General features: G+C 40.8%; 17 protein-coding genes. 8 read left to right on the top strand and 9 right to left on the bottom strand.

Translation table 11 applies throughout. The features are described 5' to 3' along the window. Nucleotides 1-211: 211 nt before the first annotated feature. Entirely contained in the window at nucleotides 212-583 is a 372-nt protein-coding gene (locus tag ACM0OT_RS15905; RefSeq protein WP_414565337.1) for a response regulator, read from the bottom strand. A 155-nt stretch (nucleotides 584-738) separates the two neighbouring features. Between ACM0OT_RS15905 and ACM0OT_RS15900 the strand changes: the two genes are divergently transcribed. From ACM0OT_RS15900 to ACM0OT_RS15880, 5 genes are all read left to right on the top strand, one after another. After that, nucleotides 739-2,949, top strand: a complete 2,211-nt coding sequence (locus ACM0OT_RS15900) for an ATP-binding protein (RefSeq protein WP_414565324.1) — start codon at nucleotides 739-741, stop codon at nucleotides 2,947-2,949. A 237-nt stretch (nucleotides 2,950-3,186) separates the two neighbouring features. After that, nucleotides 3,187-3,813: a hypothetical protein gene (locus ACM0OT_RS15895; RefSeq protein WP_414565323.1), complete on the top strand. Its 627-nt coding sequence runs from the start codon at nucleotides 3,187-3,189 to the stop codon at nucleotides 3,811-3,813. 234 nt (nucleotides 3,814-4,047) lie between these two features. After that, on the top strand, nucleotides 4,048-4,917 hold the full coding sequence (locus tag ACM0OT_RS15890; protein WP_414565322.1) for a hypothetical protein: 870 nt from the start codon (nucleotides 4,048-4,050) through the stop codon (nucleotides 4,915-4,917). Between the two features lie 160 nt (nucleotides 4,918-5,077). Next, nucleotides 5,078-6,937: a response regulator gene (locus tag ACM0OT_RS15885; protein ID WP_414565321.1), complete on the top strand. Its 1,860-nt coding sequence runs from the start codon at nucleotides 5,078-5,080 to the stop codon at nucleotides 6,935-6,937. 76 nt (nucleotides 6,938-7,013) lie between these two features. Further along, nucleotides 7,014-8,252, top strand: coding sequence for a cation:proton antiporter (locus tag ACM0OT_RS15880; protein ID WP_414565319.1), 1,239 nt, complete (start codon nucleotides 7,014-7,016; stop codon nucleotides 8,250-8,252). Between the two features lie 5 nt (nucleotides 8,253-8,257). On the opposite strand, the gene ACM0OT_RS15875 is transcribed toward ACM0OT_RS15880, so the two are convergent. Next, nucleotides 8,258-10,222: a serine hydrolase domain-containing protein gene (locus ACM0OT_RS15875; protein ID WP_414565318.1), complete on the bottom strand. Its 1,965-nt coding sequence runs from the start codon at nucleotides 10,220-10,222 to the stop codon at nucleotides 8,258-8,260. A gap of 480 nt (nucleotides 10,223-10,702) precedes the next feature. Here ACM0OT_RS15875 and ACM0OT_RS15870 point away from each other — a divergent pair, with 480 nt between their 5' ends. Then, nucleotides 10,703-11,722: an AI-2E family transporter gene (locus tag ACM0OT_RS15870; protein ID WP_414565316.1), complete on the top strand. Its 1,020-nt coding sequence runs from the start codon at nucleotides 10,703-10,705 to the stop codon at nucleotides 11,720-11,722. Between the two features lie 99 nt (nucleotides 11,723-11,821). Here the strand turns inward: ACM0OT_RS15870 and ACM0OT_RS15865 are convergent, their stop codons facing one another. The 4 genes from ACM0OT_RS15865 to ACM0OT_RS15850 all read right to left on the bottom strand — a co-directional run bounded on the left by ACM0OT_RS15865 (nucleotide 11,822) and on the right by ACM0OT_RS15850 (nucleotide 16,323). After that, nucleotides 11,822-12,829, bottom strand: coding sequence for a mechanosensitive ion channel family protein (locus ACM0OT_RS15865; RefSeq protein WP_414565315.1), 1,008 nt, complete (start codon nucleotides 12,827-12,829; stop codon nucleotides 11,822-11,824). A 32-nt stretch (nucleotides 12,830-12,861) separates the two neighbouring features. Then, entirely contained in the window at nucleotides 12,862-13,677 is an 816-nt protein-coding gene (locus ACM0OT_RS15860) for an ion transporter (RefSeq protein ID WP_414565314.1), read from the bottom strand. A 16-nt stretch (nucleotides 13,678-13,693) separates the two neighbouring features. Beyond that, a complete protein-coding gene (locus tag ACM0OT_RS15855; RefSeq protein WP_414565313.1) occupies nucleotides 13,694-14,779 on the bottom strand; it encodes a DUF3616 domain-containing protein in 1,086 nt (361 codons plus the stop codon). A 1,151-nt stretch (nucleotides 14,780-15,930) separates the two neighbouring features. After that, a complete protein-coding gene (locus tag ACM0OT_RS15850; RefSeq protein WP_414565312.1) occupies nucleotides 15,931-16,323 on the bottom strand; it encodes an MAPEG family protein in 393 nt (130 codons plus the stop codon). 219 nt (nucleotides 16,324-16,542) lie between these two features. Here ACM0OT_RS15850 and ACM0OT_RS15845 point away from each other — a divergent pair, with 219 nt between their 5' ends. Continuing rightward, nucleotides 16,543-17,421 carry a lysophospholipid acyltransferase family protein gene (locus tag ACM0OT_RS15845; protein WP_414565336.1) on the top strand — a complete coding sequence of 293 codons (879 nt, stop codon included), beginning with the start codon at nucleotides 16,543-16,545 and terminating at the stop codon, nucleotides 17,419-17,421. A 4-nt stretch (nucleotides 17,422-17,425) separates the two neighbouring features. On the opposite strand, the gene ACM0OT_RS15840 is transcribed toward ACM0OT_RS15845, so the two are convergent. Together ACM0OT_RS15840 and ACM0OT_RS15835 are read right to left on the bottom strand one after the other, a co-directional pair. Continuing rightward, nucleotides 17,426-17,650 carry a hypothetical protein gene (locus ACM0OT_RS15840; RefSeq protein ID WP_414565311.1) on the bottom strand — a complete coding sequence of 75 codons (225 nt, stop codon included), beginning with the start codon at nucleotides 17,648-17,650 and terminating at the stop codon, nucleotides 17,426-17,428. 198 nt (nucleotides 17,651-17,848) lie between these two features. Then, a complete protein-coding gene (locus ACM0OT_RS15835) occupies nucleotides 17,849-19,393 on the bottom strand; it encodes a hypothetical protein (protein WP_414565310.1) in 1,545 nt (514 codons plus the stop codon). Nucleotides 19,394-19,594: 201 nt separating this feature from the next. On the opposite strand from ACM0OT_RS15835, the gene ACM0OT_RS15830 reads away from it, so the two are divergent. Beyond that, complete coding sequence (locus ACM0OT_RS15830) at nucleotides 19,595-22,789, top strand: alpha-mannosidase (protein WP_414565309.1); 3,195 nt, start codon at nucleotides 19,595-19,597, stop codon at nucleotides 22,787-22,789. A gap of 140 nt (nucleotides 22,790-22,929) precedes the next feature. On the opposite strand, the gene ACM0OT_RS15825 is transcribed toward ACM0OT_RS15830, so the two are convergent. Further along, nucleotides 22,930-23,721, bottom strand: coding sequence for a hypothetical protein (locus ACM0OT_RS15825; protein WP_414565308.1), 792 nt, complete (start codon nucleotides 23,719-23,721; stop codon nucleotides 22,930-22,932). Between the last annotated feature and the right edge of the window lie 10 nt (nucleotides 23,722-23,731).

Raw genomic sequence — 23,731 nt, 5'->3', positions numbered from 1 at the left:
ACTTTAGATTCTTCTGATTCCTTGTGTCAAGCCTGATTGAGATGCTCTTACCCTGGAATATATATACTTTTTAGTAAAATTACTTCTTAAGATTGAACTTACTAAAACTATGGATAGACTAATTTTTTATCAAGTATGCAATCGTAGTGAGAGGTTAACTTAACAATAGCTGGGTTTAAAGCAGTCTTTCTAATTTATCAATCAATGTACTTTAGCTCAAGACTGCTGCTACTTGAGCAGCTAGTTTTTGAGGATTAAATGGTTTGCTGATTATGCCTCTGACGCCCGTTTGAGTAAATAAGTGCTGGTCAGATGTACGTCCCTTGGCTGTTAGAAAAATCACAGGTATATGTTTAGTTATTTGATTAGCCTGTAGTTTTTTAAAAGTTGTCCAACCATCCATATCAGGCATCATTAAGTCTAAAAGAATGGCATCGGGTTGAGATGACTGAGCTAAGAGTAATCCTTGATTACCTGAAGTGGCAGTCAACACATTCCAGCCCCCCATTATTTCTAGACAAGTTTGAATCAATTGACGGATGTCATCTTCATCATCAATAACTAAAATTTGTTGAATGTTCATCATTGTTATTTTCCTTGCTACAAGGAATTATGATTGGTTAGTGAGGGGAAATATTCAAACCCATCTATACTTTGAAGATTAATTTTTTAAGATAAAACTTGAAAGTGGAAAACTCGTGTAGAACTTAAATAAACCTATAATTGCAGCAACATAAAATGTGGAAATTGATGCGATGGGCTTCTCTTCGAGAGGCTTTGCCAACGCCCCGCCTTTGGCGATTCTCCTACAAAGACGCTACGCGATCGCAACTACAAGGCTATAACATTGCCTGCTTAAGCGTTTTACTGGCTTTAATAATGACACTGCTTCTATGGCAGTTACACAGGCTAAATTCTATTTACCCATTGTTTTTAGCTGCTGTCATGCTTAGTTCCTGGTATGGTGGCTTAAACCCAGGACTGTTGGCAACTTTTTTGTCTTCTATAGTCTGCGCCTACTTCCTCTTGCCCCCTTTTTATTCTCTGGCTGTAAGTGGGTTCAGTGTAGTGGGGTTGCTTCAGTTTGTGTTAGTAGGATTATTGATTAGCTCCTTGAATGCTGCATTGCGTCAAGCGCGATCGCAAGCTCAGATGAACGCGCGCGTAGCCCAGCAAAATTATGAGCGTCTACGTCAAAGCGAAGAAAGTTATCGGTTCCTAGTAGAAGGAGTAACTAATTACGCAATTTTTATGCTAGATCCCAGTGGTAAATTTACCAGTTGGAATATCGGCGCAGAGCGTATTTTAGGCTATCCAGAAGCAGAGATTATTGGCCAACCTTTTGAGTTGATTTTTTCACCCGAAGCAATTGAGCGCGGACAACCACAACAAGTATTAAAAAAAGCAGTAACTGAAGGTTTTTCTAGAGAGAATCGCTGGCACATTCGTAAAAATGGCACATTTTTCTGGGCGCATTGTCTGATCACACCTTTACGAGATGACGATGGAAATCTGCGCGGTTTTTCTAAAATTATGCAAGATATTACTGAACGCAAACAAGCTGAAGAAGAAAAAGAGCAACTACTGCTGAGAGAACAAGCAGCACGAGCTGAGGCAGAAGCGGCAAATCGTTCTAAGGACGACTTTTTAGCAATAGTTTCCCATGAACTACGTACTCCCATGACTGCAATTATGGGTTGGGCTGGGATGTTACAAACGGGTACGCTAGATGAGGCTAGAGCAACTCTTGCACTTGAGACAATTGAGCGTAACGCTAAGTTGCAGATGCAACTGATTGAAGACCTGCTTGATATTTCGCGTATTGTTAGAGGAGAACTTTCACTCGCCATTGATTTAGTTGATTTAGTAGAAGTAATTACAGCCGCAATTGAAGTTGTACAATCACTGGCAGATGCTAAGGGTATTCAACTTGAATCTATACTTGATACTTCCATAGAAAAAATTGTGGGTGACTCAGACCGCTTGCAACAGGTTGTATTAAATCTACTTACCAATGCCATAAAATTTACACCCAACAGCGGACGGGTTGAGGTGCGGTTATCAAAGGAATTGGGGAACTCGGTACCCCCTCTGGAAATAAAGGGTAATGGGGACTGGGAAGCAGGTGAGCAGGTGAGCATGGAAGAAAAAACTAATCCCTCATGTTCAATCGCCAATACTCAATCGCCAATACCCAATCACCAATACCCAACCCCTAACTATGTTCAAATTCAAGTGAGTGATACGGGTCAGGGTATTAGTGCTGATTTTCTCCCTCACGTATTTGAGCACTTTAGCCAAGCAGATAGTACCCATACTCGGTCAAATAAAGGACTAGGTTTAGGGCTGGCGATCGCACGTCATCTAGTAGTACTGCATGGCGGTACAATCCAAGTCCAAAGCCAGGGAATGGGAAAAGGAGCGACATTTACAGTCAAATTACTCATGGTTGAACAAAACAGAGAAAAAACTGTTGAGCCGGAGAACAGAAGCGCACAGGGGCAGGAGAGAATAACTTACATTCCTCCCTCATCTTTGCAATTCCCAGTTCCCAATCTCCTGACTGACTTGCGGGTAATGGTTGTAGATGACGAGGCAGATGTGCGACAGTGGATTACCACAGTACTGGAAGAATGTGGCGCGAAAGTTAGTGCTTTTAGCTCTACAAGACAAGCACTTGAGGCACTAGAAGAAATACATCCAGATGTGTTGGTCAGCGACATTGGAATGCCAGACGAGGATGGCTACACGCTGATACGTAAAATTAGAGAACTTGAACCGGAGCTAGGCGGATGCATTCCTGCTGTAGCGCTGACGGGATATGCCAGGGTAGAAGATTACAGAGAGGCATTAGCAGCCGGATTTCAGCTTCATGTCGCAAAACCAGTTAGAGCTGCTGAGTTAATTGCAGTTGTTGGCAGTTTCGGTACAATGCCTGGTAAACTCTGAATAAATTTGACAAATTAGTCAATGATCCACAAGTTTTCCACTTTTTAAAGATATCGTCAAAAGTGTAATTCAAGTGATATTCAAGTGATGAGTGGTGTTATCCATGCGGTTAATGAAGTTCCACCGCCTAATATTAGTTTGAATTAGTTTAGGAAAGTAACAGCAATATGGTTGCATAAATTGGATTACTTTCCTACGCCTGATTTCTTGATGTAAAAATATTTGGAAAATTGAACAATGAATAATATTTGGTTACAACGATTTTCTACGTTGCTGATTTCCTGCACAATGACAATGCTTGGAAGTGGATTATCTGCTCAAGCACAGACTGTACAGAATTCTGGTAATACTTCAACAACAGCAGCTGATTTAATTCCTCAGCCAACACAACCTGCTGCTGAAACTTCTACTGAGGTGGCGCAAGTAGATATCGATCCTGGTCAAGCTACCCGTAGTGGCTCCAGCTATATCGGAGTTGCTGGCAACATTGGATTAGGTGGTGACTCAGCTTTAAGTGAAGGTGGCTTCATGGTTATCAGTAAAATTGGGCTGACGCGTACTATATCTGTGCGGCCATCTGTAGCAATTGAGGACGACCCCGTAGTTCTGGTTCCTCTTACTTATGATTTTAACTTGCGTAGTGCCGATGCTTTGGACGAAAACTTATCTGTTGCACCATACGTTGGAGCTGGCGTAGCGATTGAAACTAGTGAGGATGCAGACGTTGGTTTTCTGTTATCTGGTGGCGTAGATGTTCCTTTAAATGAAAACTTCACAGCAACAGCAGGAGTGAATGCGGCATTTTTAGATGAAACCGATGTGGGACTGATGATAGGAGTTGGTTACAACTTTACTGGATTGTAAGAACAAAATTTTAGTTTACTTCCTCAGCTAGAGATAAAACTTTTTGCAATGCAACATATTATGCTAGGCGCAAATTGATTATCCAAGTAGCCGTGGAAAAAGAAGTGGTAGCAGTGATGCTGATTGGGTCAATTGCAGATTCCGCAATCAATATAACTGCAACAAGGCTTTAATCCGAGATCTATGGTTGATATTAGCGTGCTTGAGGCTCCACAAGAAAATGAGAGATGAGGTATGAAAAGTATAAAAATCAACTCATTGATTTTGGCATTAATAGCAGCCTTGAGTGTGATTTTACTCTCTACAACGGCTCTAGCACAAACTGATGTCAACATTAATAACAGTAATATGATCCGGTTTGGAGGTGATGTGATAGTCCCTCCTGGGCAGGTTGTGGAGAATGCCCACGCCATCGGTGGTGATGTGACAATTCAAGAAGGAGCAAGAGTTACCCAAGCTGCGATCGCAATTGATGGAGATGTGATTTTAGAAAAGGGCGCGCGTATTGATGGTGATGCTTATGCGGTGGGAGGAGAAATTATCACATCACCAGGAGCTACTATTGGCGGTGCTTCCGGTACAATTTTGGAGAATGGTAGATGGGGGATGCATGGGAGAAGAAGGGGAATTAGTGGCTTTGGCGTTCGCTATTTTTTAAGTACTGCTTTTCATCTTCTCAACGTACTGATAGGAACCGTTATTGGTGTTGTCATCTTGCTGTGGCGACCAAACTTCCTGCTTAACTTGGCAGCAACTATTAATCAATATCCCCTAAAAAGTGGGTTATGGGGGTTAGGCGGGTTGTTTGCTGTAATTTTGCTAATCATTTTGCTAGCAGTGAGCTTAATTGGCATACCATTTTTACCCTTAGTGGGTTTAGTAGTTGCTGTCACAGTCGTACTCGGAACCCTCGGAATTACTCTTTGGGTAGGGCAAAGAGCTTCCTCTACTGCGGAGCGATCGCCCATACAAAAATTTCTCATCGGTGTGGTGATTTTAACTTTAATTGGTTTGATTCCGATACTAGGAGGACTGGTGTTGTCAGTGGCCAATATTTTTGGCTTTGGTGCATTACTACTATGGTTGGTGAGAAAACGCGTTTAGAGGTACTGTAAAAAATGTAGCTAAACCTCGTCTGACTGTACTATCTTTCAGGCTAAACATTGCTTTTGATAGATGTCTGACATAACACAAAAGGACATAACCTAAGTTATAAAAATTTGATGATAGCGTTTAGGGTTATGTCTAGAAACGACTACTTTGCATGAAAATTCTTTTAGTTGAAGACGATGATTTGCTTGCTAAATCTGTAGCAACGGCTCTTACTAAGCAAAATTACTTAGTTGATATTGCTACTGATGGTGAAGCTGGTTGGGAGCTTGTGAGTGTTTGTAACTATGACCTAATTTTGTTAGATATTGTTCTGCCGAAGCTGGATGGTATAAGTCTTTGTCGACAATTACGACAAGCAGGCTATCAAATGCTGATTCTGCTTTTAACGGCCAAAGATTCTAAAACTGATAAAATTTTAGGTTTAGATGCCGGAGCAGATGATTATGTAGTCAAACCATTTGACTTTCAAGAGTTATCAGCGCGTATTCGTGCTTTACTACGTCGGGGAAATACTTCTTTACCTCCAGTTTTGGAATGGGGAAGCTTACGCCTTGACCCTAGTACTTGTGAGGTAACTTATGCAGACATTGCACTACACTTAACAGCAAAAGAATTTAGTCTTTTAGACCTTTTTTTACGCAACAATCAGCGCATCTTTAGCCGGAGTGCAATTATAGATCAACTTTGGAGCGCTGAAAAAGATCCACCTGAAGAAAACACGATTAAATCTCATATCAAGAGTTTACGACAGAAGTTAAAATCAGCAGGTGCTAACTACGATTTTATAGAAACTGTTTACGGAATGGGTTATCGTTTAAAAGCTCTATCTCATGAGCAAAGTTGCCCTACACATGAGCCAGAAATAGATTTAAAGCAGCAGCAAATTCTACTAACAGCCATTGCTCAAGAGCGGGAAAATTTCCAAGCTAAGGTTGGTTCGCGCATTGCAGTATTGAAACTAGCAGCTGATGCTTTAAGAAAAGGTACACTTGATCCTCAAGTGCGACAAAAAGCAGAGCAAGAAGCTCACAAGCTAGCTGGTTCCCTGGGTAGCTTTGGATTTCCAAAAGGTTCGTTATTAGCCAATGAGATAGAAGATTTATTTCAAACTAAAAAATTTATTAACCAAGCTAAATGTTTTTATTTAGATAAGCTTTTGATAAAGTTGCAACGAGAGCTAGAAAAAAGCCCAGTTGAACAAACCCAAAATTTACTATTAGTAATTAGCAATGATCTCCAAGTAGTTGAGGGATTGATAAAGGAGGCTGAGAATCAAGAAATACAAATTAAAGTTGCTACTAATCTCACCATCGCCATTCGTATAATCCCATCTTTAAATCCCCATGTGGTGCTACTTGATATTGATATTGAGAAAGACAGCTGGAAATTAATAAGAGAATTATCTCAGCGATCGCCTACAGCAGGCGAAATGCCAAAGCTACAAATACCTGTGTTAGTTTTTACAGAGCAAAATAATTTTAGCGATGCCTGCGGCGGGCTTCGCCTACGCCTAGAGGTTGCACGAGCTGGCGGACGTGCTTTTTTGCAAAAATCTATGCCTCCTAGCCAGATTTTGGAGTCAGTGAGTCAAATCTTACAACAAACTCGTATTACCGAAGTTAGAGTAATGGTTGTAGACGATGACCAAGAGACATTAACTGTTATACAGCAATCCTTAGAACCATTGGGATTTGTTCTCAAAACTCTTGAAGATCCACGGCACTTTTGGGATACTCTGACAGAATTTTCTCCAGATTTGCTAATTCTAGATGTGGGAATGCCTGATATCAGTGGCATTGAACTTTGCCAAATAGTACGTAACGATCCGTACTGGAAATTCTTGCCAGTAATGTTTCTGGTTGATAATTTTCAAGCAGATACTGTTGAGCAAATATTTGTAATCGGTGCAGATGATTGTGTCAGCAAGCCTATCGTAGATTCAAAACTAATCACCCGCATTTTGAACCGTCTGGAGCGAAGTCAACTAATGAAGAATGCCTATAGCTGCTAAATGAGTTTTTGTATTTCATTTTTCTACTCTGGATTCTCAACTCAAGGAAATGTTGAGCCACTACAGGTATAAAACTATGAGCCAATTAACTACAAGTGAGATAAATATAGCTCTCCTAACCCTTGGTGGGCTAGTACTTGGGCTTGGCCTGTTGTCTGGCTGGCTCAAAGAGCAATTGTTTCTCTCAGACCCTCTCATAGCTTTGGTAGCTGGGGTGTTATTGAGTCCATCTGTGTTTGGCTTAATTGACCTTACTCACTGGGGTAAACCAGAGATGATTTTAGAGCAAGGAGCAAGATTAGCGATCGCTATCCAAGTGATGGGAGTAGCGTTACGTCTACCAAAGGCTTACCCGTTCAACCATTGGCGCATTTTAACTGTACTGTTAGGACTGTTGATGCCCCTGATGTGGTTAATTAGTGGACTGCTTGTATATCTGCTTTTAGATCTACCCTTTTGGGTAGCCATGCTGGTTGGGGCTGTAATTACTCCTACCGATCCGGTTATTTCTACTTCCGTTGTTACAGGAAAAGTCGCCGAGCAGAACCTTCCCGAACACATCCGCCACACCATCTCTGCTGAGTCTGGCGCAAATGATGGACTGGCTTATCCCTTTGTCCTCCTGCCAATTTTGATATTAACCAAACCGCCACAAGAAGCTCTACTTCACTGGCTCACTCAAACTTTACTGTGGGAAGTAGGAGCCGCGGCGGTGATGGGAGCGCTGATCGGCTACCTAGCAGGATGGCTCTTGGGCTGGGCTGAAACCAAACAAACTCTGGAGAAGCAGTCTTTTCTAGCTTATACCGTCGCTCTTTCACTAGCTGTATTGGGTCTTGTGAAGCTAGTTGGTAGCGATGGCATTCTGGCCGTTTTTGCGGCGGGAATTACGTTTGATATGGTTGTGGGCGGTCGTGACAGAGCTGAAGAAGAGAACGTACAGGAGGCAGTAGACCGCTTTTTTACTTTGTATATTTTCGTGATATTGGGTTTATATCTACCCTGGCAGCAATGGTTTGAGTTAGGTTGGAAGGGTTTGGTGTTGGTGGTAGCGATTCTGTTGCTGCGCCGACTACCAGTAGTACTGTTACTGCGTCCCCTTCTTGGGCGGTTGCGAGGGATGCAGGATGCCCTGTTTTTAGGGTGGTTCGGCCCTATTGGTGTAGCGGCGCTCTTCTATGCTTTTCTTTCAGTGCGTCAGGCTGGTGTGGAAGAACCCTGGATTATAGGTAGTTTAGTTATTTGTGCTTCAATTCTCGTCCACGGTTGCACAGCTGTACCCTTGGCTAAACTCTATGCACAGCAACATAGATAACTGACTTAAAACTGAAACCCTAATAAATTCCAGTAAGCTAACAAGGGAATAAAAATCAATTCAGCAAGAGTAATCAATGAGTAGTGCGATCGCTGAACGAAAGACCAGCTATGATTTACCCAAGCTAATCCAGTAAACAAGGTTAATACAACTGCTAGAACGGTAGTTATTAATGGTAGGCAAAGTAATGCTACTACAACGCCAGGTACACCATACACAAGTTTCCATACACCTATAAGCCACAAAGACAAAGGCAAGCCAATCAAAAATAATAAATTGAGAGTACCGACAATACCAGCTACTACCCAAGCACTGCGAAACTTCTGCTCAACTATAAAAGGTTTTCCTCTGAAGCGACGTATTAGAGGGCGTATCAACCCAAAAATACAGGCTGACAGAAAAACAATGGCACAAAAGCCAATAATTCCTAACTGTATCCAAATAGATTCATACCAAGATATCCGCTCATAAGCTCCTATCTTAGGCCACAGTGGATTAAAGGCAAATGCAATATTCCCCCTGCTGTCTTCTCTAAACGCAGTAAACGCGTCATCTTCAACTAGCTTAAATAACAGTGGTTCCACAGGCACTAATGTGTGCTTTGGAGTATTTCCCAAAAAGAACAAACCAGGGGTATTAATCGTCAAAGTGCCGTTTTCGCCTTTTTTGATATTAATATGTTTAAACGGTGCGGTTACCTTAGCAAATGTGTGACGAGGATACTCCAAATCTCGGTAAGTACCAGTTAAGCGATTAAGTTGCTCCTCTGTCAGGGCAAGAGGTTTAACAGATGTAGATTTATTGGTAACAGGAAAATAGCGGTCTAAAAACTGAGTGAGGAATTTGCCAGCCACCCCACTAAAGCCATTAGTAGCAATAAAAATGCCAATATTTTGCTCAGGCATTAAAGTCAGGGAGCTAGAATAACCCCGTAAACTTCCTAAATGTCCAATCAACCGAATATTGTTTTCTAAACGTTCACGAAAACCATAGCCAGTACCTGGCAATTTAGGATGATGGCTGAAATGCTGTTCGTGCATTAACCGCACAGTATCTTCTGCCAAAATGCGGGAATTTTCGTAGCGACCGTATTGTAGATGAGCAATCATAAAATTAGCCATATCTGTAGCTGTCGCACTCATGGATGCAGCTGGAGCGATATTTAAATATAGATATGGAACAGCTTTAAACTTACCATTTTGATACTGATAACCCACAGCCAAATCATCAGCTAAAGGCGGCGGGGGTGGCTGGAGAAATGTACTCCGGCGCATCTCTAATGGCTGCAAAATGTTTTTATCAATGTATTCAACAAAGGGGGTACCGGAAACTTTTTCTACCAAATATCCCAACAAAGCTGTGCTATGGCTGGAGTAGCTGTAGAGTTTACCGGGCTGCCAGACCACAGGTGGCATATACTTACTTAAATAATCTCCCAATGGCTTCATTTGTGCTGCGGTACGAGCTGCTAGACCGATTCGCCGTTTCGTCGTACCGTCAGTGTGTGTCATCAACTGAGCAACCTTGGCTGGTTCCAGATCAGGGTTTTCTAACTGGAAACTGGTGAGATATTTATTAATATCAGCATCCAAATCAAGCTTTCCTTGTTCATACAACTGCATTGCGGCTGTCGCTGTAAATAACTTGGAAAGGGAAGCTACACGAAACAAAGTTTTATCTATGACGACTGGTATCTTTTTTTCTACATTTGCGTAGCCATAACCCTTAGAAAAAAACGGTTTCCCATCTTTAACCACAGAAATAGCTACGCCAGGAACATGAGACTTTGATATCTCTTCATTGATGATTTTGTCTGCAAAGCTTTCAAATTCCTGGAGATTACTTAATCCCGGTGCAGTAGGAGATGTTATTACAGGCGGCTTTGGTTCAGTTGGTTGCTGCTGTTGAGGTTCTGAAAGCGGAAATTTGGGTACATTTACATCTCTAGCCAAGTTAGGCAAAGCGGACATCGAAAAAAATAGGATGCCTATCAATACCCAACAAATAAACTTAATCGGTTTATACATGATGCAAATTTACCAACCCTACTACTTAGATAAGTCTTTGTTGCTGAGGTTCCTACTGTACTACTTTAATAATTCCTGTTCAGGCTCTTCAATACTTTCAGGGCTTTCTCTAAATTGTTTACTCAAGTTAAAGAATATTGAGCCAATAGCGAAGACAGCTCAACTGACAAAAATCAATATAAAGGCACGTATCAATATATTACTGGGACGTGGTTATTGCATTTTTCTGAGTACAGCCATCAAAGTTTGCTTGTTTTAGATTACTCTGTTAAGAAAACACCTAAATTCTGTCGTAAGGTGGATATATCACTGCTCTTCAAAAATCATCCTTTCAGAGGCTTTTTAAAAATGGTAATACAGCTACTTTGAAGTAATTAAAATCAGCATAATAGCTGGTAATAACAAAAATATGGGGACTACATTGTGCGATTCGGACAATTGATCGGGTTTCTCGCTCTTGTTATATCTCTTTACATTTTGTGGCAAATTCGGCAAATATTTCTGGTGGTATTTGCAGCGATAGTTTTAGCTACAGTTTTAAATCAACTAGTGAGCTTTTTTCAAAGATTTCGGATCAAGAGGGGAATTGCAGTTGCCATATCAGTTATTCTTCTATTGGTTGTTTTAGTCGGTTTTTTTTCAATAATTGTGCCGCGTCTGATTGACCAATTGCAACAATTTGGTAATATTATGCCTATGACACTAGAAAGGTTGCAATCGTGGAACAACTGGTTACAAAATGTAATTCCTGAGCAACTATTAGAAAATATTCAAGGACTTAGGTATCTGACTCAAGGTTTACAAGATTGGTTAAATCGGCTAATAAACAACTTTTTTAGTTTGGTAAGTAGCTCGCTTTCTATTATTTTAGGTTTGTTGCTTTTTGTCGTTCTCACTATCATGTTATTAGCCAATCCCTCGCCCTATCGACAGGGATTTATCATGCTATTTCCTGCCTTTTATCGTCGGCGAGTTGATGATATTCTCAATAAGTGTGCAGTTTCATTAACTGGCTGGATAAAAGGCACGCTTCTGACTATGCTGGTTATTGCAACATTGAGCTATATTGGACTGTTGATTTTGGGAATACCATTGCCATTAGTTAATGCTATTTTGGCAGGATTATTAGAATTTATCCCAAATGTTGGGCCAACCTTGAGCGTGATTCCGCCTGCACTGCTAGCATTAAGTGGAGAGCCTTGGAAAATCGCCGCTGTTATAGCTTTGTACTTTGGAATTCAGCAGGTTGAAAGTCTAATCATAGTACCTTTAGTGATGAAAAGCCAAGCATCCCTTTTGCCAGCAGTTACTTTAGTAGCAGTAGTATTTTTTGGCAGCTTTTTTGGTTTTTTAGGTGTATTTCTCGCTATTCCATTAGTAATTGTATTACAAATTTGGATCAAAAAAGTTTTGGTCGAAGATATACTCAACAACTGGCAATAAAATAATAATAAAATTACGCAGGAGTCGGGAACCAAAGTTAGAAGCAGCCAATTGCAGCGCCACGATTTAATTGAAAAAGCTTGCTGATCTTGACATTTATCATTGTTCGTTGGTTTGAGAATCCACTTTACCGTTGTTATCTTGTGAGAAGCGCGCTTGAGCAAGTAAAAGAAGCGAATCGCTGATACGTCGAGGCTTTGGTACTTCACCTTTACCTTTGGGCCAACCTTCACGTTGACGAGAGCGATCGCCATCTGTCTCTTCTGTCTGGTCGTGGAACAAAATTTGTTGAGTTGGGAAGGGCAAATCAATGCCGTTTGCAACAAGCGTTTTCTTGATTGCAGTAATCACTTTATCCCGCGAAATAAGATTATCTGCGCGTCGTGGTGGATGAACCCACCAACGCACACGGATGTTAACAGTGCTTTCGGCAAGTTCCATTACTAGTACATCAGGAGCCGGATCTTTTAAAACTTCATTTACACTATGCATTGCGTCTAGCATCAATTGCTTGGCTAAGTCAATGTCGTCGTTGTAGCCAATGCCGACATCGTACTCTAATCGTCGATTATCAAAGGCAGTGTTTACAGTTACCGAATTAGTAAACAATTCCGAGTTGGGAATGACAATCCGCCGACCGTCATAAGTTCTGATTGTTGTGGCGCGTGTCTCAATATTTTCTACAGTCCCTTCAAAACCTTTAAACACAATTTGGTCATCAATTTGAAAAGGTTCAGTGAGCAGAATTAAAATTCCAGCTAAGAAATTTTGCAAAATGTCGCGGAAAGCAAAACCAATTGCTACACCACTAATTCCCAAAAGTTGCACCAAATCACCCGCTCTAAATGTGGGAATCACAATGGAAAGGGCGATAAACAACCCAATTAAAATTGTTACTCCTTGCGCTAACCTACCCAGCACTAATCCCAGGTTTCGGGCATAGCGACGATTGCGAGTTAACCGCTTGACCAGTGCCTTAATTCTGCCAGCAATAAACAAAAATAAGATGAAGACAATTAATCCTAATACAATATTAGGTAGCAAAGCTATGAACCCGTTAATCATGCCTTGAACCTTATCCCAAGCTCTGGAGATTTCTGCATTCATGAACTTTCCTCACTAAGTAATTTTTGCTAACGTTAACGCTCAGAATTTTGATGCAATAATTCTTGAATTTCCCCGCGCAATGCTGCGATTTCACCCTGAAGCATTTGAATCGATTTCGCTCCAGCTAACTCTGCTTCGTCATCATCAGCATCACGACCAATAAAAAACGTCGCCAGAGTTGCAGTAACATAGCCAAACACGGCAAACGCATATAACGCTAAGAAAAAACAAAGCACCCGTCCTTCGGGCGTTTTGGGCGAATAGTCAGAACCCATCGTTGTCATGAGCATTGCTGTCCACCAAAAAGCAGTGCTGTAGCTGTGCAGCCCTGATTCCACAGGAACTTCGTTTTCAAAGGCATACATACCTGCTGATCCTACTACAGTAACAATCATTGTTAACGCCACAACATAACCAAAGCCTCGACGGCTAACACTTGCTGTCAAAACCCGCATTCCTCGGTTAGCACGAGTCATAACTCGCAACAGTTGTAGCCCTCTGACAGCCCGTGCTGTGCGGAGGATTTTTATGACTCGGATAATCCTAAAAGTTCGCAGTGCTGGTAAAAACAGAGAAATAGCTGTTAGCCAGTTACTTTTGATATAGGAAGGTCTATGAGGAGCGATCGCTAGTTTAAGTAGAAAATCTAATATAAAAATAATCCAAATAGTGATGCTAAAGGCTTCCAGTAAAGAGTTTAATCCCCAGATGATCTCGATGATGAATAGTGCTAGCCATACAAAGCCCAGCACCAGCATTGGAATTTCTAGCCAATCTTCCAACTGTTGCAAGACTTCATTACGTTCTTTTTCTAGGGCTTGTTTTTCCAAAAGTTTAGAATTACTCATAATATTAATTTGTAATTCATAATTGAATTGGAATTTGAAAAACATCAACTAATATTTGTTTATCCCTTCTCAAACGCTGCTCGCTGGGAAGATCATAAAATACCATCAAACCATCTTTGTCTCCCCAGCAGGAATATAACGCCAAACCTTCAGCATAGTCACAACCAGCAGTAAAAGGTAAGTCAAATAAAGGAAACAAACTATCCTGATCCTGTTGATAAATATTGTCCCCGACACTATCCACAGCATTTTTCCAGCAAAATACCTGCATTCGCGCTTCTAGACCCATAGTAGGTCCAGCCAAGATGATCAAATCTTTTCCTCGCAGACATAACTCTCGTATTCCCAAACCATTCAAATCCAGAAAATGCTTTTTGTATTTTACACCATCATCCCTGATTGGTTGCAGTACAAGTACACCCGGCTGGGATTGTGTTACTTGTATTTCTATAATGATCGCCCATCCTCGCAATACAGGTCCACGTAACCCTATAAAAAGACGATTATTGCTGGCTACCGCTAAACCTTCGATATCCAAACCGTTATCTTTAGAAGGAATTTTTCCATTAATAAATGGCTGCAAATGAGCATCTTCTTTTAAAATTTCAAACAATAAATCACGCTGATTAACTTTCTGCAATGAATCTGCAACAAGCTGTTCTCCTTTCCCAGTCATGCCTTCTTTGATTAACTCTCCATTAACTACAGGAATTCTTGCTAGTATAAAACGGTTTAGATCTGTGCTAATAGTTGCAAGTCTTTTTAAATCTGTTTCTAAATTTTTCCCTTTCGGCTTTTTTCGCTTCATACTATGAGAACCAGTCAACCAAAGATAGCCATTCGCAAAATCCATTCCTTCAATATCAATTTCATCATCATCAAATAACTCGATATAGTCCTTTAATAAAAAACGTTGATGTTTTCCATAACGGGAGCATCCTATGGGAGAAAGACGCTCAACACCAACCATTTCATCAGAACCAATCCACAAGCTACCATCATCACTAAAAGCAGCAGCAGAAATATCACTCACAATATCCTGAGTTCTCTGCTCAAATTGCAGTAAAATCCGAGTTAATAAAAAATATTCTTGTTGATTCATTTCTTTTCCTGAATTTTTACGGTAGAGATAATTTTGTCGAACTTGTGCCAATCTTGTTGGTTCTGCTTCACTTCATAATAGTTAGGGGATAGGGCTAGGGGCTAGAGGCTAGTTTTTTATTTACAAACAATTGTCACAACCACTATGCACGGGTGTCATATGCAATTGCTAGTTTAAAAGTAATGAAATCACTTTTCTGCTCAATCCCCATTGCTCCTTATCCCCAGAGGGGGCCATGAGTTCCCCAATCCCCATATGGCTACTTTTGTTTTAGCTACATTATTGGTAAGTATACTAACTGTATCTGGTGGTGCGGCGATCGCCTACTTGTTTCCTCAGAATCATTCCCAAGACTAATTGAAAAAAGAAATAGGCTCTAAGTTGTGCGGGTATAGCTTCTCTATGATATGCGGCGAACGCTGACCGCTCACAAGCACAGATGTTAAAGACGACTAAAGTCCTCACTGCAAACTTTTTGATCCGCGCTGGTGACTGGGGGTGACACCCCCAAGGACAATTACTACCAGCATGAATTAAAGTGAGTTAAATTAACTTGCTATTTTTCTGGCTTCGCATAATATTTATTTTATTCAAAGAATATTAAACTGAAATCACAGGGGTTTTCAGTAAAATTCGTGTTGCATATATCTAGATTTTATCAACCTTTATTATAGTATCTTTAATAAATCATACAATCACTGTTAAGGAGGATTGACAATGAATCAAATGCAATTAACTTTCAGTATTAGTTACTTATTGATGACCTGCTATTTTTTCAGCAATTGGCTCAGATTTTCTCTGCGTCATCATGCTTCTACTCCAGAAGATAAATTTCTTTCATTGATTATGTGTTTAATGACAATTATCTTCTGGCCTTTGATGATTTTAATGTCTGTTTGGGAAATATTTAAGAAACGAAAAATAGATATAAATACTACAATTCCTGTTATTTTAGTGGTATTTGCAGTGAGTTTTTCATATTACTTAATTTATTTATATGAGCATGGTTTTTGCTATAAAAATTTATTTTGCTCTTTAGCATCATAATGTCGAAGGTTTTAACTGTCATGATTTAATTATGGGACGGGTGAAAACACCCATTCCACAAAATAATGAGGGACGTTTTGGTATTTGTAATCCTTTGCCAATGATTATGGCTGTACCAAAGAGAGGATGATGCCTACAAGGGAACCTAAAAGTAGCACCATACTGCTAATAGAACTAATGGCAAAGCCAATGGCTCGTTTTTCAGCGACTTGATAATAACCCCACGCGTAGGCAATACGTCCTAAAAGCCAAATTGCACCAATACCTGCGCCCCACAATGGGCTGACATAAAAAGAGAATAACCATAAAGCAGGTAGGAAAAAAACCATTTGCTCTAGGGTATTTTGTTGAACGCGCACTACTCTTTCAAAGTCAGGGTTTCCTGACATTTGGGGAGGTTTCACCTTGTATTTGGCTCTGGCTCGACCAACATTAATCGTAATAATCAAGTACAGAAGCAATGTAAGAGCAGTTATGAGACTAATCCAAGGCGACATATTAAAATCCTCGTGTACTAAAAAATTATAGAAAATTCTGGGGTTAGCAGCGGTTTCATATTTCTAACTGGAGATTAGTACGTAATGTGTCATCAAGAATTATGATCTGTTCATGAATTCAAAGAGGGTGTTATCAAAAGTTCTTCTCACGAACCTAATCGGGAAGATCAAACTGATGAGGTGACTTCCCATGTTGATGCTGCTGACTTGACATCTGCCATGATTAAGCGAGTGCAAGAAGGTGTAGCTGCGGCTAGCGATCGCGCTGTGCGCCAGACAATTGCAGAAGTTCTCCAACGCCTAGAAGCCATGAGTCAAGGTCATCCAGAAACCAGAGTTCATGCTATGGTGCGTCGTTGTGTATTGCGATCGCTCATTCATGCACTGTTTCGGGTACGAGTCGAACACCTCGATAGGATACCTGAAAAACCAGCCATTCTCGCTGTCAACCATCTCCACCACATTGATCCGTTGCTGCTGCTGGGAGAACTCCCCATTCATCCCCACTATTATGTCCTTGGTGACGCGCGTACCCTTTATAACAAGTGGTGGAAGCGTCAGATTCTGCGTTTAGTGGGAGGTGTCATTCCTTTAGAACGAATCTGGAAAGAAGAAGTAGCTGTCATCGAAGCGGCTAAAGCTGGACGAAATGACCTTGTTGAACTGGCTAAAGTAATTGAGGAAACAGTACCTACAGGGGGAGATATCCAGACACTACGACAAATAGACCGCATTGTCCAGGGTATTTTGTCTCAAGGTGATGGACTGGTACTGTTTCCTGAAGGACGCTTGGGAAGTGCTGAGGGTAAATTGTATCTCCCCCTCAAGCGAGGAACTGTAATTTATGCTTTGCGGGCTGGTGTCCCCATAGTACCAGTCACCTTAACAGGCACGTATGATCTTTATTTAGGCAAAGAGTTAACTGTGTGCTTTGGGGAGCCGTTATACTTTTCTCAAACTTCCAGAGTCAAGCGACAGGAAGTAGATACAGCTTTGGAAACATTGCAAAATGCCATGCTGAATTTATTACCCACTAACTATCAAGAACCACAAGGGCCAAAGCTGTTACGTAATTTCCTCAATCACATGTTGTGGTAAATTCTTATTTTTCCAAAAAGTTATTAATTTTGAAATTGGAAGTTCCCTCCCAACAGTGGTTCAAAGATGCACTTACTTGAGCATCGGCTGCATCAGTCAATTCTCTAGAAGCATTAAACTGCACTGCTGTGACAACGTATTCAAAAATAATTACAAACTCTTTTTGGGGGGAAATTCTCTCGACAACAATTGTTTCCCCTACCTTGGGAATTTGCGGTAAATTGACCACGAATGTTTCCAGCTTGGGTTTATCTAGTGGATTTTTAAAATTGAAGTATTTACAGTAAACAATAATTTTCACGCAAAAAACCACCAATAGCACTGAACAATTAAAACTTCAAACTGCCTAGTTTGAAATGTAAAAATTAATTATAATCAGTATTTGGCTAATTTGTGGCAGGTAAATAAAATGTGGGCAACTTTAATCTCACCTACCCCGCCATAACCTTTGTAATGCCTGAAAAATTTTTGCCACTATTTCTTCTAACCAGAGAATAGCATGATCAAGCCATTCTAGAAGTTGCTCTAAAGGATGTTTATCATAACCTATAAAAGTGGCTTCTACATCTATCCAGTCTGGCTGGGTTTCAATTTGGGTATTTTTGTGACTCTTAGTTATGGCTTGGGAAGTATGGGCTTTATTGAGTTTTCCAGATGTTCGTTGATTCGTAGTGAGATTGTGGTTTACTTTTTTCTTTGGTAATAAACTAAATTTAGTTTTTGGCTGGCTACTATTCAATTGTTGGGTTGAACTAGAAACGGTGACGGTATTTGGTTTAGATGTAATTGGCCGCTCAGTAACAATATCAACTTTACCAAACAAATCACTCCAATTCAACCAAGGATCTACCGCTAAAACTTCATGTTGAGATTGGCTGGTTGCGGGCAAAACTTGGAAGCGATTTTTAGCAGATAATCTTTTTCCTGGTGAAGCATTATTACTGTATTTTGGCTCGAGGTTTTTCCCTTTATTCACACCAAAAAAGTAATTCAGCGCCGCTTCAATTAAAGCATAAAAATTGAGTGTGTGAGTTTCTAAACCTTCAACAGTAGCCGCCATATCTCCTCTAGCGGCTACTTGTTCTTTACCATAAAGAAATATATCTAGCTGTAATTGGGCAATGCGAACAAGTTCCTGGCTACGCTGTTGTGCAGGTAATACAGCATTGGTTTCTAACTTGGCAATAGATGCATCTAAGAAGGCTAATAACTTGTCTGTAGGTAATAAATCTTTTGGTATCCCCTCAGCAATTTGGGGAATTTTAGCTGTAGTATTACCAGTCAGCTTTGCCAAAATTCGCTGAATTTCTGGTAGTAACTCCGCTGCTTGTTTATTTGTGGCTAACTGCCAAGAATGCCAGTAGTTACCAATTTCATTAATAATTCGGGCTTCTAATTTAGCCTGCTGCTGGGGTGTCAAAATATCTAAAATTTCGTTATTGCTACTAACAAGTACCAAATTACGATTTACCAAGTTTGTGGCAATTCCTCGTACCAATGGCAAATGGCATTTGAGATTGGCTGATTCGTTATTTACAGTTGTTAAAGATGGTGAAAAATTGGACTTAGTTGCAGGATGAGGAACCAATTTCGCCCACAAAGAACTCAAAAATTTCAGAGGTGCAGAGATTTGGGTGTTAGTAGTATCTAACTCCGATGGTAAAGTTTGTATTGCTTCTAGTACTTGCTGAATAGGGGTATCAGCAGGTGGAGGAGTTTCCCCTAGTAAGTCGGTATCATTTGGTTGTAACTGCGGTCTGAATGCTGATTCTTGAGTCCCCAGTATTTTGCCATTTGATGCGGCTGAATGCAAAACTAAGTATAAGGGATAAAGTAATACTTCCACACCCCACTTAGTAGCAACTTGCACATGCCGCAAGGTGTGATCCCACTGTGATGTCAACCGCCGAGATTGCTGGTGGACAAAGTTAAAGAGTCTGCTTTGATAACGGCCAGAGGAACCAGAGGACATGATGGTGATTTGTGAGTTTGAGTCTGGTTTAGTTTTGATACCAAGTTGGGATAAATAATAAGGTTTAAAATTCCTCAAATAGCCTTTTAGTAAGGAATTTTAATCCAAAATCTTAAATCCCTCATTAGTAGGAGACTCCCGCCAAACAATAACAACGACAAACTGTTTATTATCGTCAGTGACCTTATCTTAGCGAAAATTATGACCCTTCCCATATGGAAATCTCAGACTAAATTGATCTCGGACGTAATTGAGCAATTACGCTCTTGTTGTCAAGTTAATATACAGTCTACTTGGCTATACCAGGAATCTCACCTGAATATTACTGAAATTAATGTATCTAATTGTTCTGCTTGGCCAGTAGCCCAGTTAAATGCTAAAGAACATATTGCTTGGACAGGCGGGAAAAAAGTCCTTTGGCTGGTGCAAAAAGTAGTAGTTCCCTTGGATTTACAGGGGTATCGGTTGGCTGGGTTGTCTTTGCGGTTGGCTTTGGGTTGGTGGGCTGATGCGGCTGAGATTTATGTGAATGGGGAGTTAGTGCTGGAGGGCGATTTATTTGATTGTTGGCCGCGAGTCCTTCTGAGTCCAAGGGTGACTCCTGGTGAAGAATTTATTGTGGCTTTGCGGTTAGTGAGTCCTGGGCATGATAATGGTGCTTTAGTGCGATCGCTCTTGGTTTATGAGTCTGATGATGGGGTAACTCCGGGTTTTGTGGCTGATGAGTTGGCGGTGGTACAGCTTTGTGTGGAAAGGTTAGCGCCTGAAAAGTTGGCTGAGTTGGCTGAGGTGGTGGGGGAGGTAATAAACCGCCCTTCTCCTATCGGAGACGCTACGCGAATGGGTTCACAGTCGCCTACGGCGGGAAACCTTCCTACAGCGCTGATTCACCAAGACGCCCAGGAGGAGTTAATAAAAATATTACGGGAAAGGTTGATTGAGTCGGATTTTTTGGCTGCTTGTGGGTGGGGTAAAGAAAAAGGGAAGATATATTTAGTGGGTCATGCTCATTTAGATTTAGCATGGCTTTGGCCTGTGAGTGAAACTTGGCGGGCGGCGCAAAATACTTTTGAGTCGGTGTTGAAGTTACAAGCAGATTTTTCCGAGTTGATTTTTTGTCACTCTACGCCGGCGCTTTATGCTTGGGTGGAAGAACACCGTCCTGATTTGTTTCGGGCTATTCAAGATGCAGTGGCGGCTGGATGTTGGGAAGTTGTGGGCGGTTTGTGGGTGGAACCGGAATTAAATTTGATTTCTGGTGAATCCATAGTCAGACAGTTATTGTATGGACAGCGTTATGTACTAGAAAAGTTCGGTAAGTTGTCTACTGTGGCTTGGTTACCGGATACTTTTGGGTTTTGTGCGACTTTACCGCAGTTTTTGGTGAATGCGGGGATGGAGTTTTTTGTGACTCAGAAGTTGCGCTGGAATGACACAACTAAGTTTGATCATGGGGCTTTTTGGTGGCGATCGCCTGATGGGAGCGAAATTTTTAGTGTCATGTCTGCACTCATCGGTGAAAGCATTGACCCGGTGAAAATGGCATCATATTTATGTGAATGGCAAACCCAAACCGATTTAGAAGACGCACTTTGGCTTCCCGGTGTCGGTGACCACGGCGGCGGCCCCACCCGTGATATGTTAGAAACTGCCCAACGCTGGCAAAAATCCCCCATCTTCCCAGCCCTAGAATTTACTACTTCAGAAAAATATCTCCAACAAATCAAAACCCATTCCCCATTACCCACCTGGAATGACGAACTATACCTAGAATTTCATCGCGGTTGTTACACCACCCACGCAGACCAAAAGCAGTGGAACCGACGTTGTGAAGATTTATTGTATCAAGCTGAATTATTTGCGACTTTGGCAACAGTATGCTGTGGTGTGTCATATCCCCAAGCCGAAATAGAAACCGCTTGGAAGCAGGTATTATTCAACCAGTTTCATGATATTTTACCTGGTTCTTCCATTACCCAAGTTTATCAAGATGCCCTACCAGAGTGGCAACAAGTGGAACAAGTAGGAACCAAGATATTACAACAATCATTGCAGGCGATCGCATCCCAAGCTATTTTACCGCCACCACCCCACCCTGAAGCTCAAGCCATCTTCGTTTTTAATGCTCTTAATTGGCAACGTTCTGAGGTAGTAGAAATTGTTTTCCCAGATGTCGAACTTGGGCAAATTTATGACATAGAGGGAAATGAGGTACTTTTTCAAAGCTGTTTTAATGGCGAAATCCCCAACATATCAGTCTCTTTTCTCGCCAATGATATTCCTGCTTGTGGTTATCGAGTTTTTTGGTTATGTCCCGGTAAGCCTAGTTTATCTGCTGCACAACTTCCAGACAACTATGTGTTAGAAAACGAGTATTTGCGAGTTACAGTTGATGAACTAACAGGTGATTTAGCCAGCGTTTTTGATAAAATTCAGCAGTGTGAAGTTCTGAATGGTCGAGGAAATCAACTACAAGCCTTTCAAGATAGCGGTCAATACTGGGATGCGTGGAATATTGACCCCAATTATGCCCAACATCCTTTACCACCAGCCAAACTTTCAGCTATTTCTCATCTAGAACCAGGAAAATTACGTAGTCGTGTGCGTGTGGTGCGAACAATCGGTAAATCAGAATTTTGCCAAGATTATATTCTAGAACAAGGTTCTGCTATTCTCAAAATTAAAACAACTGTTGATTGGCAAGAAAATCAGGTAATGGTGAAAGCTGCTTTTCCTTTAAATGTAGAAGCACATTTTGCTACATATGAAATTCCCTGCGGCGCAATTCGTCGCCCCACCCAACCCCAGACACCCGCAGAAAAAGCCAAATGGGAAGTCCCGGCGTTACGTTGGGCCGACTTAACTGGGAAAACTTACGGTGTGAGTTTGCTCAATGACTGTAAATACGGTTATGACAGTCAACCCAATCAATTACGCTTAACATTACTACGCAGTCCACATTGGCCAGACCCAGAAACTGACCGAGGCTTTCATGAATTTACCTATGCTTTGTATCCCCATGCTGGTACCTGGGAAACAGCCCATACAGTCAAGCGTGGTTATGAATTAAATATCCCGTTACAAGTGATAGTAAATTCATTCAACACTCAAGACTCCAGTATTAACGCTTCCCCAGGTGTAAGTTTTCTCAATTTAACAGCTGAAAATTTAATTTTAATGGCCTTAAAGCCAGCAGAAGATAATCCTCAACAGTTAATTTTACGCTGTTATGAATGTCACGGAGAAACAGCCGAGTTATCTCTGCAAAGTAATTTAGAGATGAGTTTAGGCGATACAGTAGATTTATTAGAACGTTCCTCATCTCAACCACAAAGTTTAACTATCCAGCCTTGGAAAATTGCTAGTTTCCAGATAGTACTGAATAAACCTGTATAAAAATAATGATTGTAGGGTGGGTGTCCTCGCCCGCCCATAAAAGTCAATATATCTATTCCATGATAAATAATTTAACGTGAGTCTCCAACGGAGGCGCACGTTAATTTACAGAGTACTTCCCCAAGTAACTGAATTTAATTTTAACCCCTAATATTCAAAAAAGAATTTATTCTAGATACTGCATATCTGACACTCTTTTCATCAGTATATTCTGGACTAATAGGAATTTCCTCATAAGATTGCAACACAATTACAGCGCGATAAAGCTTAGAATATTTAAATTTTTTCTCTCGAATATCTACACGGAGAATCTTTTCTAGCGGTTCTTCGATAAGTTGTTGACTACGCAAACCATTACGCTCTATAAGTAGTTTATTCATACTTTTATAAAAAGTGCAGTTACTGACAGGTGATGTGGCAACAAAACCATTAATAACCATCACCAATAATATACCTAGAATTACAAAATACAAAAAGCCAAATTGATTTTTACTCACAAATAAAGATTGCTGTTTAGAATAAATAAAATTGTTAATTTGCTGGACAACCTGTTGATTTTCTTGATAACTCAGATTAGATATTAAGTAACGGTTCCCCAGAGAAGTAACAATAATTACCTGATGACTACTCCCACCCCTACTTTGTCTGGTAGTTTTAACGTAGGCTTCCTGCATATCAAAAATTCTTAGCCGTTCCTTCCTACCCAACAAACTAGAACGCCTCAATTCACAGTTTAGTTGATTAGGTAGAGGGCGATCGCCTAAAACGCGCGCTCCGCGATCGCAAGTTAATCTAGCGGACGCAAACTCAAAAAATATACAGTAAATTAAAAAACCCCAGCAGCCAATAAAAAGACACACCCCACTCAACCATTTATTGACTGGTCTGTGCTGTAACCGCAATCGGGTACGAGTTTCTTCTACAATTTTCATCAGGGTTGGA

The organism is Anabaena sp. CCY 9613, from assembly GCF_963920895.1.
In the GTDB taxonomy this organism is placed as follows: Bacteria; Cyanobacteriota; Cyanobacteriia; order Cyanobacteriales; family Nostocaceae; genus Cyanocohniella.
The sequence above is the reverse complement of the archived record's forward strand: the minus strand, read 5'-3'. Positions and strand labels throughout refer to the sequence as shown.